Raw genomic sequence first — 14443 nt, 5'->3', positions numbered from 1 at the left:
CCTAGTGCTTGGGCAGCGGCAGCGGCTTGTCCAGCGGCTGGCGTGCGGCGTTCATGTCGATGCCGAAATCCTTGGCGAAGACGGTCCGCGTGGCCGTGTAGATGGCCTCGGCGTTTTCGTCGAGTTCAAAGACGCGTGCGCCGCGTAACTGGTGCTTGTCGGCACCGTTCTTGCCGTACGGTCCAAACCCGGTGCCCGGGCCGTAGCCCAGCTCGATCCCGAAGTAGTTGCCCATGTATGAGTTGATGTGGTCGTGTCCGCAGTACGCTCCGCGCACGTCCCCGCGCTCCAGCAGGGCGGTGAACAGGCCGGAGTTGAAGGCGCCGCTATAGACGGCCTCGTTCTTTTCGCCGACGATGCTGTGCTTCTTCACCGCGGCGGCGTGGTCGGCCTCGTTGGAGGTGAACTGGGAGCCGTACCACATGTGGTGGTGCTCCCAGAGGGGGATGTGGAAGAACATGAGCGAGGGCACCTTGCCGTGGCGGCATTCGGTGGCCTTGGAGGCCTCGCGGTACCACTGGACCTGTTCCGGGCGGATCCAGTCGTAGTTCTTCAGGCCCTTGAAGTCCTGGCCGCCGATCTGGCTTGCGGCGTAGCGACCCGAATCAAGCAGCCAGATGCCAAACTTCGGCTTGTTGCCGCGTGAACCAGAGATCAGCAGTTGCGAGTTGGAGGAACCGAAGATCTCATCCTCGCGGGTGTTCACGTTGTATTTGTAGCCGCGGATGAAGTCGAGCATCTTCGCCTCGGTCATGTTGGTGCCGTTGGAGAGGGAATCCTCGTCGTGGTTGCCGAAGGTCAGCGCCCACTTGACCTTGCGCGATTCCATTGGCTGGACCACATTGTTGATGGCCTGCTTGACCTCGGTGGCAGTCTTCGGCTGGCCGTCGATGACGTCGCCGTTGATCAGCACGAAGTCGGGTTTTTCGGTTTCAATGACCTTGTCCATCAATTCCAGGGTGCGCCGATCGGTCAGCGGCCCGTCCTGGGTGTCGTTGAACTGCACGATCTTGAACTTGCCGTCCTTGCCGAACTTCAGTGAGGCGCTCACCGACGATTCATGCTTCTTGGTGGCGGTACTGGCGGTATTGGCAGTTGCCGCTTGCGCGCCTGCAGCCAGGATGCCGGTCACGGCCGCTGCCGTGCCGCCGACAAGGATTCCGCGGCGGGGGACCGAAGATGAGGGATTCACACTATGCCTTTCAAGGATTACGACCATGGAGAAGCGACGAACACGGAGGGTTCGAGGTCGTGATCTAGAGCGTAGGAATTCCATCTGTCCGGCAGGTGAAGTGCCGGCGGCGAATGGGTACGCTGAAGGCAAATAGTGCGTGCTACTTGGATGAACAGTCGATTGCCTGCCGTTGGTTGTCATGCCGGCTGATCCGGTCGCGACGATTCCCAGAGCCACGATGCTGAACGATCAGGGCGAACGGCAACCAAGGGGTCCGGAGCGTGCATTGAAGCCGGATACGACTCGTACGAAAATCCCTTCTGCGCACCGGATGCGCCAAGGTGTTGGGAAGCGCGGCAACTCACGTGCTCACCGCGCCGCAAACCGGCGGGATACTTGCGGACCCGCAAGAGCCCAAGGGTCCCTGGGGGCACGCACACTTACCCATCCATTGCCCGGCGGCCGAGTCATGCGATGCTTACATCATTCGGTTTTACGAGTCCGGAAAGCAGGAAGCCCCATGAGCATTTCCTTCGACCACATGACCATTGCCGCCAAGGACCGTGAGGCCTCGGCACAATTCTTCATAGAGCTTGCCGAAGCCCACAGTGTCGAAGCCTCGGGGCCGTTCGCCACTGTCCAGCTGGACGACGGGGTCATGCTTCAATTCGCCGAGTCGTCCGTCGATTTCCCGCCGCAGCACTACGCCTTTCTGGTTGATGATGAGCTCTTGGACCGCATCCTTGCGCGCATCACGGATCGAGGGCTCGAGCATTGGGCGGACCCGCAGCTCACGCAACCGGGTCAAACCAACGACGAGGGCGGAGGCCGCGGCGTGTATCTGATGGACCCGGCGGGGCACTACGTCGAGTTCACTACCCGTCCCAACCGCTGAGAAATCCACCGCCAAAAGACAGCGGCGCCCCGAGCGGCATCAGCCGTCCGGAGCGCCACCTGCGCCTGTATTATCCGCGGTCCTCGGCCGGGGCCGTTTCCCGCGGCCCGACCGCGCGATCCAGCGGATGCTCGATCTCGTCGCGGTACATCTTTCCGGCCAGCCAGGCCACGATCCCGATGACCGGGGAGGCGACGCCGGCAATCACAAAGATGGCCCAGATCGGGATGATCGACGCCAGCGGTCCGGCCAATGCCATGGACACGGGCATCAATGCCAGTGAGACAAAGAAGTCCAGCGAGGAAACCCGGCCGAGCATGTGCTGGGGCACCCGGCGCTGCAGGAGCGTTCCCCAGATGACCTGTCCCAGGCCGCCGGTGATTCCCACAACCACGAGAAGCGCCGCCAGCTGCCAAGGCGTGGTTGTCAGGCCGATGAACGCCAGCGGCAACGTGCCGAAACCCCAGAACATGATCATGAACGTGAGGTAGCGTCGCGGTAGCGGGAAGGACGCCGTCACCAGCGAACCAATGGCGCTGCCGATGCCGAAGGCCGCGAGCATGAAGCCAAAGGTCCGCGCATCCCCGCCCAGTTGGTCGTCGACCACGAACGGCAGCAGCACCTCGATGGGGCCAATGAAGCTGAGCACCGAAATGACGGCAAAGAGCAGCGTCCACAACAGCCACGGCGTGCCCAGGGTGTAGCCGACGGCCTCACGCAGGTCGGCCAGCGCGCTCGGTCGTTTCTGGCCGGGTTCCAGGTGCTCGTCGTAGGCCTTGTGGTGGCCCAGGGCATTGAGCACGATGAACGCCACCAGGTGGCAGGCCGCGATTCCGACGATTGCCATGGGCGGGCTGAACGAAGCGACAAGCACCCCGGCAATGGCGGGCCCCGCGGCCTGCTGCAGCACCGGACGGAACATTCCCTCCATGCCGTTGGCCGCCAGCAGGTCGTCGGCAGGCAGGATACGGGGGAGCAGCGCCGAATAGGCCGGGAAGAAGAACGCGGCTCCCGCGCCCTGGACGAATCCGGCCGCCGCCAGATGCCAGAGCTGGATGGCGCCCGTCGAGGCAAGGACCGCCACGGTGCTCATGACCAGAAGCGAAAGCGCTTCAACGGTGATGATGATTTTCCGGCAGCTGACACGGTCCGCGGTGATTCCGCCGATGAGCACGAATCCCAGCAGGCCGATCGAGGTCGCCGTGGCGACCAGGGAGAGCTGTGCGGGCCCGCCGCCCAGGTGCTTGACCTGATAGACCATGGCCACGGCCCACATTCCGTGGGCGAAGACGCTGATCGCCATGGCGATCAGCAGGATGCGGTAGTCGCGGTGGGCGAAGGGTCTAAGGGCGCGCGGGGCCATGATGTGGGTCCTGAAGCTGGTGAATTTCTTGGCGAACGACGGTACGCCACTCTCAATCTTGTCGCAACTCATTGAGATATGTCAATCAGTGTTACGTGAAATACGGGTGACGAATAAGTTACCGACGAGTAGGCTTTGGTTCATGCATGCACTCTTTCGACTTCTCGTCCTGCTGACCACGGCCCGCAAGCGGCCTCCCGTGTCTATTTTCGACCCTGTCTCGACGCCGATGCGCGCAAGGTTGACGGACATCGACATAGCCATGCACATCAACAACGGGATGTACTTCTCGCTCTTCGACCTCGGGCGCTTCGAGCTGATGGTGCGTTCGGGCGCCTGGGACGTGATCCGGAAGAACAAGTGGACCCCGGTGGTCCAGGCCGAGACCATCACCTTCCGCAAGTCCATCGTCCTCAACCAGAGGTTCACCCAGGAAACCAGGATTATCGGCATGGACGAGCGCTGCATCTACTTCGAACAGCGCATGGTCGCCGACGGCGAGATCTATGCCCAGGCGACCATCGCCACCCGCATGGTTTCCAAGAAGGGCCCTGTCTCCAACCAGGAGATCATCGCGACGGTGGGGGAGGACGTGCCGGCGGACCTTGTGCTCCCCGGATGGATCGAACAATGGCGGGAAAACACCGCGTTGCCCGGGGCCCGCAGGCCCGCGCCGCACCAGTGGGTCTAGGTCCCGTTCGCCGGGACCTGTTCCAGGACGAACGCCTCGGCAACGTCAATCACCTCGCGTGTGTGCAATTGCGCGATGAAGGCCACCGGCGTTGCGCCGTCGAGCCCGGGATTCGACCCCAGCAGCCAGAGCGCGGCCTTTTCGCGGTCGCCGAGGGATTCCAGGGTCTTCCACACCCTGTAGCCCAGACGGACCCGCTGCTCTTCGACAGGTCCGGGGCCCGTTCCCTCCGGATGCGCCCACCTGTGGGGCGCGGTGTTGTCCCTGCTGCCGGCCATGGCCTGGACCGTTGGCCCCCCGAGATCCACGAGGAGTCTCCGGGTGAGCTCGCGGACGTCCGACTCCGTTGACTCCACATATACAGCGCTGTGGTTTGAAGGTTTCATGACACCAGCATCGCGCTGCGGCGCGCATAAATCCATGCGCGCCGGCGCCTATTTGATGCTTCGAAGCAGAATGCGGACCAGCCAGACCAGCACGGCGGTTCCCGTCGTGAAGAAAACAATCGTTCCGAGTATCTCGCCATCCACGGTGCGGCTCTCCCTGGGTCAACGGCTTCAAGCGCCGCCGGCGGCAAACGCTTCCTTGTGAACCAGTGAGCCATGCGCCGGGAGCCGCGTCGAGGGGCAACGGTGTATCCGTACGCTTTCCCTACGCCGAAACCGCGAACCCATGCGCCCGTCGCGCGCGGGAAGGGCCTAAAGCAGCGTGGCGAACCGTTCGGCGGCGGCCGTCGCACCGGCCACGATGATCTCGTCCTCCGGGTTCAGGATCGTCTGCGGGGTCGCGTAATCCCATTCGCCGCTCTGGCGCTTGACCGCAACGACCGTGACATGGTGCTTTGCCCGGATCCCGGTGGTGCCGAGGGGCTGACCCTGGGCTTCCCTGGGTGGCCGGGTCTTGACCATCGCAAAGCCGTCCTCGAACTCGACATAGTCCAGCATGGCGCCGCGGACCAAGTGGGCGACGCGGCGCCCCATGTCCTGCTCCGGACGGACGACGTGCTCAACGCCCAGCTGTTCGAGGATCTGGCCGTGGGCCTCGCTGACGGCCTTGGCCCAGATGGTGGGCTTCTTGAAGCGCAGCAGGGCGGAGGTGGTGAGGATGCTGGCCTCGAGGTCGCTGCCGATGCCGACCACGGCGCTGTCGAATTCGTGCACCGACAGCTGGCGCAGGGCCTCTTCCTTGGTCGAGTCCGCCCGCACCACATGGGTGAGCCTGCCGTTGAACGACTGGACGATGTCCTCGTCCGCGTCTATGCCCAGGACCTCGGTGCCGGCGGCCGCCAGCTCTAGGGCCAGCGCGCCGCCGAAACGGCCAAGCCCGATCACGACCACGGAATTGGCTTCCGCGATGCGTTCGATGGATTTGGGGGTGAATAGATGGTGCTTAGCCAATGAGTGGTCTCTCTTTCGGGAATTCGTAGAGCGGGGTGCGGGCGCGCAGGGCAAGTGCCGAAGCCAGGGTCACTGGCCCCAGTCGGCCGACGAACATGAGGAAGACAAGCAGCAGCTGCCCGGCCGGGGGCAGCGAGGCGGTGATGCCGGTTGACAGGCCGACGGTGGCAAACGCCGAGACCGTTTCGAAGAACAGCCGGTCAAAGCCGATGTCGGTGATGAGCATCAGTGCCATGGTGGAGCCGATGACCAGGGCCACCGCCAAGAGGACGATCGTGATTGCCTCGCGGTGCACGGAACGCGGAAGCCGCTTGCCGAAGACGTTGACCGCCACCCCGCCCTGGATCTCGGTGAGCAGGATGAAGAACAGGACCGCGAAGGTGGTGATCTTCAGGCCGCCGGCGGTGCCCGCCGGGCCGCCGCCGATGAACATGAGGATGTCCATGCCCAGCCACGTCGCCGGATCCATCTGGCCCAGGTCCAGGGAATTGAATCCGGCGGTTCGGGTCATGACGGATTGGAAGAACCCGGCCAGCAACTTGTCGGCCGCGGACAGGGGGCCAAGGGTCTTCGGGTTGTTCCACTCCAGGGCGCTGATGAATGCGGTGCCCGCGGCAAGAAGGATGCCAGTGCCGGTCAGGACCAGCTTGGTGTTCATGGTCCAGTGCAGGGGCTTGCGGTAGTGGCGCCCCAGTTCGAAGAGCACTGGGAAGCCGAGGCCGCCGATGATGATGGCCAGCGCAATCGGCATGCAGATCCACGGATCCCCGACGAAGCCTATGAGGTTGTCGCTGAACAGGGCGAAGCCGGCGTTGTTGAAGGCCGAGACCGAATGGAAGAACCCCAGCCAGAGCGACTGTCCGAAGGAATGCCCGTAGCCAAGCCCGAACCGCAGGGCCAGCAGCAACGCGGCGCACAACTCGACCATCGCGGTGATGCGCAGGACTCCCAGCAGCACCGACTTCACGTCGCCGAAGCCCGTGCTCTTGGTTTCCGCGGCGGCCTGGATGCGTGATTTCAGGCCCAGCCGGCGGGCCATGATCACACCCAGCAGGGAGGCGAAGGACATGATGCCGAAGCCGCCGAGCTGGATCAGGCACAGGATGGCCACCTGGCCGAACGTCGTCCAATAGGTGGCGGTGTCAACGACCGCCAGGCCGGTGACGCACACCGCGGAAGTTGCGGTGAACAGCGCCTCCAGGGGACCGGCGCCGCCGGGGCCCACCTTGGAAATCGGAAGCATCAGCACCAACGTCCCCACGACGATGGCGGTGCCGAAACCCAGAGCGATCGCCTGGGCCGGATGACGGGGCAGAAATGCCCGGCCCAGGTGCCTGAACCTGTTTGCAGTGAAACGCATGAGTTACAGGGTAACCGCTGCAATCCCTATTGCCATGCCCGGTACGGGGAGCGTGAACGGCAATTGGCCGCGTGTGTCGGGAACGGGCCCCGATTCAGGCCTTGACCGTGTTGATCGCGGCGAGCTGTTCGCGGATGCCGTCGAAGTGACGGCTGAGCAATTCGCTGGCCAGAGCCTTGTCCCCGGCCTTCACCGCATTGAGAAGCTCTCGGTGCGAATGCGCCGTCTCGGCAAGGTGCGCCCGGGTGCTGTCCCGTACGCCGATGCCTTGGTGGATGGTGCGGTAGACGTCCCAGAAAACGCCCAGCAGGTTGCTGAGCAGCTGGTTGTTGAGCGGCTCAAACAGGAGGCGGTGGAAATCCTTGTCGGCATCGACGAAGTTCTGGCCGTCGGCGGCGAGCGACTCCATGGTCACGACGGTGGCCTCGAGCTTGGCAAGCTGTTCGGGGGTGATGGCGGAAATCGCCGAGCCGACGAGCCCCGCCTCCAACGCCTGGCGCACGTCGACCAGCTCGTTGGCCTCGTGCCCCTTGTGGCGCAAGGACATCTGCCCGCGGAAGGTCAGTGAATCCGAGAGCGCCAAGAGGTTTTCCTCGGCAACGAACATGCCGAAGCCGTGCCGGATTTCCACGACGCCGAGGGCCTGGAGCACCTTGATGGCCTCGCGCAGGGTGTTGCGGCCGACGCCCAGCTCGGCGGAAAGTTCCTGCTCGGTGGGCATGGCATCCCCGGGCAGCAGGCCGCGGTCCAGGATGAGGTCGGTGATATCGGCAGTGAGCGCGCGCAGACGCGCATGGGCATCGAGACGTGGTGTTCGCGTGATGGTCATTTGTGCTGATACCTCCTAGTCGTGCAGGGAAATGCTCCCCTGAATCCAATCATCGTCCATTGTGCGCCAAAACGTGTGACCCAGTTGACTATGGGTCGTGATGCCGCTTACAGTCTATCTCACAGCATAGGACATCCTACGTCCGACTTTCTCAGTCTTGGATTTGAAAGAGGTTAGATATGACCCTGAAGGACTTGGCCAATAAGCCCCGCGGCCGCCGTGAATTTCTCAAGATGACCGGCATGCTCGGTGCTGCGGCCGCCTTCTCGGCCACGGTCGCCGCATGCTCGAGCCCGGGTGCCTCGGCCGGAGGCGGCAGCGCGGCCGCATCCGGAGCCACCACGCACCTGGAAGCAGGCATCTCGTACGCCCTGTCAACCGGTTTCGACCCGATGACCTCTTCCGGCGCGACCCCGTTCGCCGCCAACATGCACATCTTCGAGGGCCTCGTGGACCTGCACCCGGCAACCCGCGAACCGTACCTGGCACTCGCCGCGGCCGACCCGAAGCAGCTCGACGACACCAGCTGGGAAGTCAAGCTCCGCTCCGGCGCCAAGTTCCACAACGGCGACCCGGTGACCGTCGACGACGTCGTGTACTCCTTCGAGCGCGTGCTCGACGCGAAGAACGCATCGCTCTTCGCGCAGTTCGTGCCGTTCATCAAGACCGTCAAGGCCAAGGGCGACGACACCGTCGTCTTCACGCTGAACTACGCCTTCCCGCTCTTCCCGACCCGCATCTCCGTGGTCAAGATCGTCCCGAAGAAGCTTGCCTCCGCGGACCAGGCCGCCTTCGACGCTGCCCCGGTCGGCTCGGGCCCGTACAAGCTCATCTCGGCGACCAAGGACGACAAGATCGTCTTCGAGAAGTTCGCCGACTACAACGGCGCCTACGCAGCCAAGGCCGAGGCCATGACCTGGTACCTGCTCTCCGATGCAGCAGCCCGCGTCACCGCCGCCGAATCCGGCCGCGTATCGGTGATCGAGGACGTGCCGTACCTGGACGTCGACCGCCTCAAAGCCAAAATGAACGTCGAATCGGTGCAGTCCTTCGGCCTGCTCTTCCTGATGTTCAACTGCGCCGAGGGACCGTTCGCCGACAAGCGCGTGCGCCAGGCGTTCCACTACGCCACGGACACCCAGACGATCATCGACCGCGCGTTGCTGGGCAACGCCAAGGCCGCGACCTCCTACGTGCAGGAAACCCACCCGCAGTACGTCAAGGCCGCAACCGTTTACGGCTACGACCAGGCCCGCGCCGAGGCATTGCTCAAGGAAGCCGGCGTCACCACGCTCGAATTCGAGCTGCTGACCACCGACACCTCCTGGGTCAAGGACATCGCCCCGCTGCTGCTCGAATCCTGGAACAAGCTTCCGGGCGTCAAGGTCACCATGCAGAACCTGCAGTCCGGTGCCTTGTACACCGACCACGTGGACACCGGAACGTTCCGCGTCGTCGCGGCCCCGGGCGACCCGTCGGTCTTCGGCAACGACCTGGACCTGCTGCTGAGCTGGTTCTACCGCGGCGATGTCTGGCCGACCAAGCGCTTCCGCTGGTCCAAGGCCGCCGAATACAAGGCGCTGCAGGGCATGCTCGATGCCGCGGTGAAGGCCAAGGACGAGGCCGGCGCCACCAAGGCCTGGACCGAGGCCATCAACCTGATCTCCGAGAACGTGCCGCTGTACCCGGTGCTGCACCGCCAGCTGCCGACCGCCTGGAGCGAAAAGTCGGTTGAGAACTTCAAGCCGCTGCCGACCACCGGCGTCTCCTTCGTCGGAGTCGCACCGAAGGCCTAACCGCCTCCCCACTTGCATGGCGCACCCGTTGCAACTTCCCCCGAGTGCATCGGGTGCGCCACGCACCCCCCCTGACAATTTGTTGCCTACCCATCGGAGTCCTTGCGTGGGAACCCTCCTACGGCTACTGCTACGTCGCCTCGCCGCCCTGCCCCTGATGATCCTGGGTGTCACCTTCCTGGTCTTCATCATCCTCAAACTTTCGCCCGGTGACGAGGCCACGTCCGCGTTGGGCGAAGGCGCCTCCGACGCGGCCAAGGACGCCTACCGCGAAGCCCGCGGGCTCAATGCGCCGCTGGTCATCCAGTACTTCAGCTTCCTGAGCCGGCTGCTGGTGCTGGACTTCGGCAAGACCACCCCGCCGGAGCGCCCGGTCAGCGAAATGATCGCCAACGCCTTCCCGCTGACCCTGCAGCTGACCTTCTACGGCGTGCTGATCGCCGTGGTCATCGCCCTGGTGTTCGGCGTCATGGGCGCCCTCTACCGCGACAAGATGCCCGACCAACTGGTCCGCGTCTTCTCCATCGCGGCCGTGGCCACCCCGTCGTTCTGGCTCGGCATCCTGCTCATCCAGTGGCTGGCCCTGGGCGCGAACCCGCTCTTCCCCTCCGGCGGCGCGGCCCCCGAGGGATCGGGCATCGTCGGCTGGCTGTCCCACATGACGCTTCCGGCGCTAGCCCTGGCCATCCCGGTCTCCGCCTCGCTGATCCGCGTGGTGCGCACCTCCATGGTCGAGGAACTGGATAAGGACTACGTCCGCACCGCCATCGGCAACGGCGTGCCGCGCGGAGAGGTGCTCACCCGCAACGTGCTGCGCAACGCACTGGTCACCCCGGTCACGGTGCTGGGCCTGCGCATCGGCTACCTGCTCGGCGGCGCTGTCGTCATCGAAATGATCTTCTCGCTGCCCGGCATGGGCCAGCTGATCATGAACGGCATCACCAACTCCGACGTCAACCTGGTCCAGGGCGTGGTGCTGACCATCGCGGTCACCTTCGTGCTGGTGAACATCGTCGTCGACCTGCTTTACCTGCTCATCAACCCGCGCATCAGGACGGTGTAACTCTTCATGGCTATGCTTGCCCCCCGAAACGGCCTCGTCGCCCGCCTGAGCTCCGGAACCACGCGCTTCACGGCGCTTCCGCTTGGCTCAAAGATCGCACTGCTCTTCCTGGTGCTGATCTCCCTGGCAGCCGTCTTTGCCCCGGTGCTCGCCCCGCACGACCCGCTGGCATCCGGCATCCCCGCCCAGCCCCCGAGCTCCGAGAACCTCTTCGGCACCGACCGGCTGGGCCGGGACATCTTCTCCCGCCTGCTCTACGGCGCCCGGTCCTCGCTGCTGATCGGCATCGGCTCCGTCACCCTGGCCCTGATCCTGGGCGGATTGCTCGGCGCGCTTGCCGCAACGAGCGCCAAATGGGCCAACGAGACCATCATGCGCATCATGGACATGCTCATGGCGTTCCCCGGCATCGCGCTGGCCGCGGCGCTGCTTGCCTCGCTGGGCAACACGCTGCCGGTGATCATCCTGGCCATCGCGGTGATCTACGTGCCGCAGATCGCCCGCGTGGTCCGCGCCAACGTGCTGGCCCAATGGGGCGAGGACTACGTCCGCGCCGAGCGAGTCATCGGAGCCGGCCGCTTCTATATCCTGGGCACCCACGTGCTGCGCAACTGCGCGGCCCCGGTGCTGGTGTTCGCCACCGTCATGGTCGCCGACGCCATCATCCTTGAGGCATCGCTCTCCTTCCTGGGCGCAGGCATCCAGGACCCGGCACCGAGCTGGGGCAACGTGATCGCCTACGGCCGCACCCTGGTGCTCAACGGCGCCTGGTGGGCCACCACCTTCGCCGGCCTGACGATCCTGCTCACGGTGCTGGCGCTGAACATCCTGGCCGAGGGCATGACGGATGCGCTGGTGAACCCCAAGTCCACCAAGAAGAGCGCCTCGAACTCGGAAACCGCCGCCGCCAAGGCCTCCAAGCCGGCCGTGGACACCGCCGCGCTGGAACGCCTGCGCGGGGAACTGGCACTGCTCTCGGAGACCGAATCCCGCCGCACCGACCGCCTGAGCCTGGGCGCCGGCGGCACCGGCGAGGGGGAGCCGAAGGTCATCCTCGAGGTCAAGAACCTCTCCATCCGCTTCCCGGCCCGCTTCGGCGACACCCGGATCGTGGACAACGTCTCCTTCACGGTGCGCGAGGGCGAAACCATGGGCCTGGTCGGCGAGTCCGGCTGCGGCAAGTCGATCACCTCGCTGGCGATCATGGGGCTGCTTCCCGAGACCGCCAAGATCTCCGGCTCCATCAAGTTCGGCGGCAAGGAATTGCTGCCCGAGGGTCCCGACGGGTTCGCGCTGGCCGGCGACGAGAAGGTCTACAAGGGCCTGCGCGGCGAACAGATCGCCATGGTCTACCAGGACGCGCTGTCCTCGCTGAACCCCTCGATGCTCGTGGGCGACCAGCTGCGCCAGCTGACCAAGCGCAACGGGCGCACCAGCCCCGAGGAACTGCTGCGCCTGGTCAAGCTGGACCCGGTGCGCACGCTGCGCTCCTACCCGCACGAGCTCTCCGGCGGCCAGCGCCAGCGCGTGCTCATCGCCATGGCATTGAGCCGCAAGCCGAAGCTGGTGGTCTGCGACGAGCCGACCACCGCGCTGGATGTCACGGTGCAGAAGCAGGTCGTGGACCTGCTCAACGAGCTGCGCGAGCAGCTGGGCTTCGCGATGGTCTTCGTCAGCCACGACCTGGCACTGGTTGCCTCGCTGGCACACCGGGTCACCGTCATGTACGCGGGCCAGGTCGTTGAATCCGGACCGGTTCCCGCCGTGCTCAAGGGCCCCGCCCACGAGTACACCCAGGGCCTGCTCGGTGCCGTGCTGTCCATCGAATCCGGTGCCACGCGGTTGCACCAGATCCCGGGTTCGGTCCCGTCGCCCTACTCGTTCTCCGACGGCGACAGGTTCGCCGAGCGTTCCCAGCGCATGGATGCAGATCCGAACATGCCCACCGACTTCGTGCCTGCAAGCTCCGAGTCGGAGCACTTCTGGGCCAGCCACGAAACAGTTTCACAGGGAGTCCGCCCATGAGTGCCGAAACAAACACCCCGGTCGTCGAGCTTCGCGACATCCACGTGCACCACCGTGCCCGTGGCGGCAAGCTCTTCGCCCCGAACATCGTCCGGGCCGTCAACGGGGTCGATTTCTCCGTCTCCCGCGGCGAGACTGTGGGAATCGTGGGCGAATCCGGCTGCGGCAAGTCGACCCTGGCCTCCGTGCTGGTGGGCCTGCAGGAACCGACCAGCGGAACCGTGCTCTTCCGCGGCAAGGACGCTTCCAAGCGCAACGCCGCGGGCCGCAAGGAATTCGGCCGCTCCGTCGCCGTGGTCTTCCAGGACCCGTCGACGGCGCTGAACCCGCGCCTGACGATCAGCGACATCCTCACCGATCCGCTGAAGATCCACGGCATCGGCAACGCGGCATCCCGTGCCGCGAAGGTGACCGACCTGCTCTCCGTGGTGGGCCTGCCGGCCTCGGCCGCCTCCGCGATGCCCAACCAGGTTTCCGGCGGCCAGCGCCAACGCGTTGCGATCGCCCGGGCCCTGGCCTTGGATCCGGACATCATCGTCGCGGACGAGCCGACCAGCGCGCTGGACGTCTCGGTGCGCGCCCAGGTGCTGAACCTGCTCACGGACCTGAAGGCCTCGCTGAACCTCGGCATGGTGTTCATCTCCCACGACATCCAGACCGTCCGCTACGTCTCGGACCGCATCTGCGTGATGAACGCCGGGCAGATCGTCGAGCAGGGCACCGCCGCCCAGGTCTTCGAAAACCCGAGCAACGAGTACACCCGCACCCTGCTCGGTGCGGCCCCCTCGCTCCTGCAGCTCTAACCCCCCCCAACCCGGCGGGCGGTGCGCGTGTCCCACACACTCACGCGCACCATCCGCCACCCCCCCATGCAGCACCCCCCAGCACCACCACCCTTAGAAGAAAGATTTTCTCGTGGCATTCGCAAACAACCCCAAGTACACCGGCGTCATCCCCCCGGTAGTCACCCCGCGCACGGCGGATGGCGCCATCGATATTCCGGGTCTGCAGGCCGTCGTTGAGCACCTGGTCACCGGCGGCGTCACCGGCCTGTTCGTGCTCGGTTCCTCCGGCGAGGTACCGTATCTCACCAACGCCGAGCGCGCCCTGGTGGTCTCCACCATCCGCGAAGCCAACGCCGGCCGCGTGCCGCTGATCGTCGGCGCCAACGAGCAGACCACCGAGCGTGTCATCGAGGAAGGCCGCGCGATGATCGAACTCGGCGCCGACGCACTCGTCGTTACCACCCCGTACTACGCACTGTCCAACGCCGCAGAGGTCGAGGCCCACTTCCGCGCCGTCCACGCAGCGCTGCAGATCGACATCTTCGCCTACGACGTGCCGGTGCGCACCCACGTCAAGCTGTCCGTCGCCACCGCCGTGGCGCTGGCCAAGGACGGGGTGATCGTCGGCGTGAAGGATTCCTCCGGCGACGATGTCTCCTTCCGCCAGCTGCTGCTGGCAACCCGCGACTTCGAGGGCTTCTCCGTCTTCACCGGCCACGAGGTCGTCGTCGACGGCGCCATGCTCGGCGGCGCCCACGGCGTGGTCCCGGGCCTTGGCAACGTCGACCCGGCCGGCTACCGCCGCCTGTTCGATGCGGCCGTCGCCGGCGACTTCGTCACCGCGGCCAAGGAACAGGACCGCCTGACCGAGGTCTTCGAGATCGTCTACACCCCGGACTCCGCACGCGTTTCCGGCGGCGCCGCCGGCCTGGGTGCCTTCAAGACCGCACTGGTCGAGCTGGGCGTCATCGGCTGCAACAAGATGAGCTCCCCGATGGAGGACCTGAATGCGTCCGAGGCCTCGGCGATCTCCGGCATCCTGACCCGCACCGGACTGCTCTAAGC

13 protein-coding genes are annotated in these 14443 nt (G+C 65.3%); 7 read left to right on the top strand and 6 right to left on the bottom strand.

All coding sequences use genetic code 11. The features are described 5' to 3' along the window. Position 1: 1 nt before the first annotated feature. Complete coding sequence (locus tag JOF47_RS14610; protein WP_342592797.1) at positions 2–1192, bottom strand: metallophosphoesterase family protein; 1191 nt, start codon at positions 1190–1192, stop codon at positions 2–4. Positions 1193–1694: 502 nt separating this feature from the next. On the opposite strand from JOF47_RS14610, the gene JOF47_RS14605 reads away from it, so the two are divergent. Then, positions 1695–2069: a VOC family protein gene (locus JOF47_RS14605; RefSeq protein WP_209999702.1), complete on the top strand. Its 375-nt coding sequence runs from the start codon at positions 1695–1697 to the stop codon at positions 2067–2069. 70 nt (positions 2070–2139) lie between these two features. Here JOF47_RS14605 and JOF47_RS14600 read toward each other — a convergent pair whose 3' ends face one another. Further along, complete coding sequence (locus tag JOF47_RS14600; RefSeq protein ID WP_245356867.1) at positions 2140–3432, bottom strand: MFS transporter; 1293 nt, start codon at positions 3430–3432, stop codon at positions 2140–2142. A 142-nt stretch (positions 3433–3574) separates the two neighbouring features. Between JOF47_RS14600 and JOF47_RS14595 the strand changes: the two genes are divergently transcribed. Further along, on the top strand, positions 3575–4123 hold the full coding sequence (locus JOF47_RS14595; RefSeq protein ID WP_209999701.1) for an acyl-CoA thioesterase: 549 nt from the start codon (positions 3575–3577) through the stop codon (positions 4121–4123). On the opposite strand, the gene JOF47_RS14590 is transcribed toward JOF47_RS14595, so the two are convergent. The 4 genes from JOF47_RS14590 to JOF47_RS14575 form a co-directional block, all read right to left on the bottom strand. Further along, positions 4120–4509, bottom strand: a complete 390-nt coding sequence (locus tag JOF47_RS14590; RefSeq protein WP_209999700.1) for a hypothetical protein — start codon at positions 4507–4509, stop codon at positions 4120–4122. The two genes, JOF47_RS14595 and JOF47_RS14590, sit on opposite strands and share 4 nt — an antisense overlap. 312 nt (positions 4510–4821) lie before the next feature. Beyond that, positions 4822–5520: a potassium channel family protein gene (locus tag JOF47_RS14585; protein WP_209999699.1), complete on the bottom strand. Its 699-nt coding sequence runs from the start codon at positions 5518–5520 to the stop codon at positions 4822–4824. Continuing rightward, positions 5513–6880: a TrkH family potassium uptake protein gene (locus tag JOF47_RS14580; RefSeq protein ID WP_209999697.1), complete on the bottom strand. Its 1368-nt coding sequence runs from the start codon at positions 6878–6880 to the stop codon at positions 5513–5515. The genes JOF47_RS14585 and JOF47_RS14580 overlap by 8 nt, the downstream gene beginning before the upstream one ends. A gap of 94 nt (positions 6881–6974) precedes the next feature. Then, positions 6975–7709 carry a FadR/GntR family transcriptional regulator gene (locus JOF47_RS14575; RefSeq protein WP_209999696.1) on the bottom strand — a complete coding sequence of 245 codons (735 nt, stop codon included), beginning with the start codon at positions 7707–7709 and terminating at the stop codon, positions 6975–6977. A 179-nt stretch (positions 7710–7888) separates the two neighbouring features. Between JOF47_RS14575 and JOF47_RS14570 the strand changes: the two genes are divergently transcribed. The 5 genes from JOF47_RS14570 (at position 7889) to JOF47_RS14550 (ending at position 14441) form a co-directional block, all read left to right on the top strand. After that, positions 7889–9505 (top strand): ABC transporter substrate-binding protein, encoded by a 1617-nt coding sequence (locus JOF47_RS14570; RefSeq protein ID WP_209999694.1) that lies wholly within the window; start codon positions 7889–7891, stop codon positions 9503–9505. A 106-nt stretch (positions 9506–9611) separates the two neighbouring features. Then, positions 9612–10568 carry an ABC transporter permease gene (locus JOF47_RS14565; protein WP_342592796.1) on the top strand — a complete coding sequence of 319 codons (957 nt, stop codon included), beginning with the start codon at positions 9612–9614 and terminating at the stop codon, positions 10566–10568. 6 nt (positions 10569–10574) lie between these two features. Further along, entirely contained in the window at positions 10575–12593 is a 2019-nt protein-coding gene (locus tag JOF47_RS14560; protein ID WP_245356381.1) for a dipeptide/oligopeptide/nickel ABC transporter permease/ATP-binding protein, read from the top strand. Then, positions 12590–13396: an ABC transporter ATP-binding protein gene (locus tag JOF47_RS14555; protein ID WP_209999690.1), complete on the top strand. Its 807-nt coding sequence runs from the start codon at positions 12590–12592 to the stop codon at positions 13394–13396. The genes JOF47_RS14560 and JOF47_RS14555 overlap by 4 nt, the downstream gene beginning before the upstream one ends. A gap of 112 nt (positions 13397–13508) precedes the next feature. Then, entirely contained in the window at positions 13509–14441 is a 933-nt protein-coding gene (locus tag JOF47_RS14550) for a dihydrodipicolinate synthase family protein (RefSeq protein ID WP_209999687.1), read from the top strand. Positions 14442–14443 lie beyond the last annotated feature (2 nt).

This window comes from Paeniglutamicibacter kerguelensis (assembly GCF_017876535.1).
GTDB classification, from domain to species: domain Bacteria; phylum Actinomycetota; class Actinomycetes; order Actinomycetales; family Micrococcaceae; genus Paeniglutamicibacter; species Paeniglutamicibacter kerguelensis.
The sequence above is the reverse complement of the archived record's forward strand: the minus strand, read 5'-3'. Positions and strand labels throughout refer to the sequence as shown.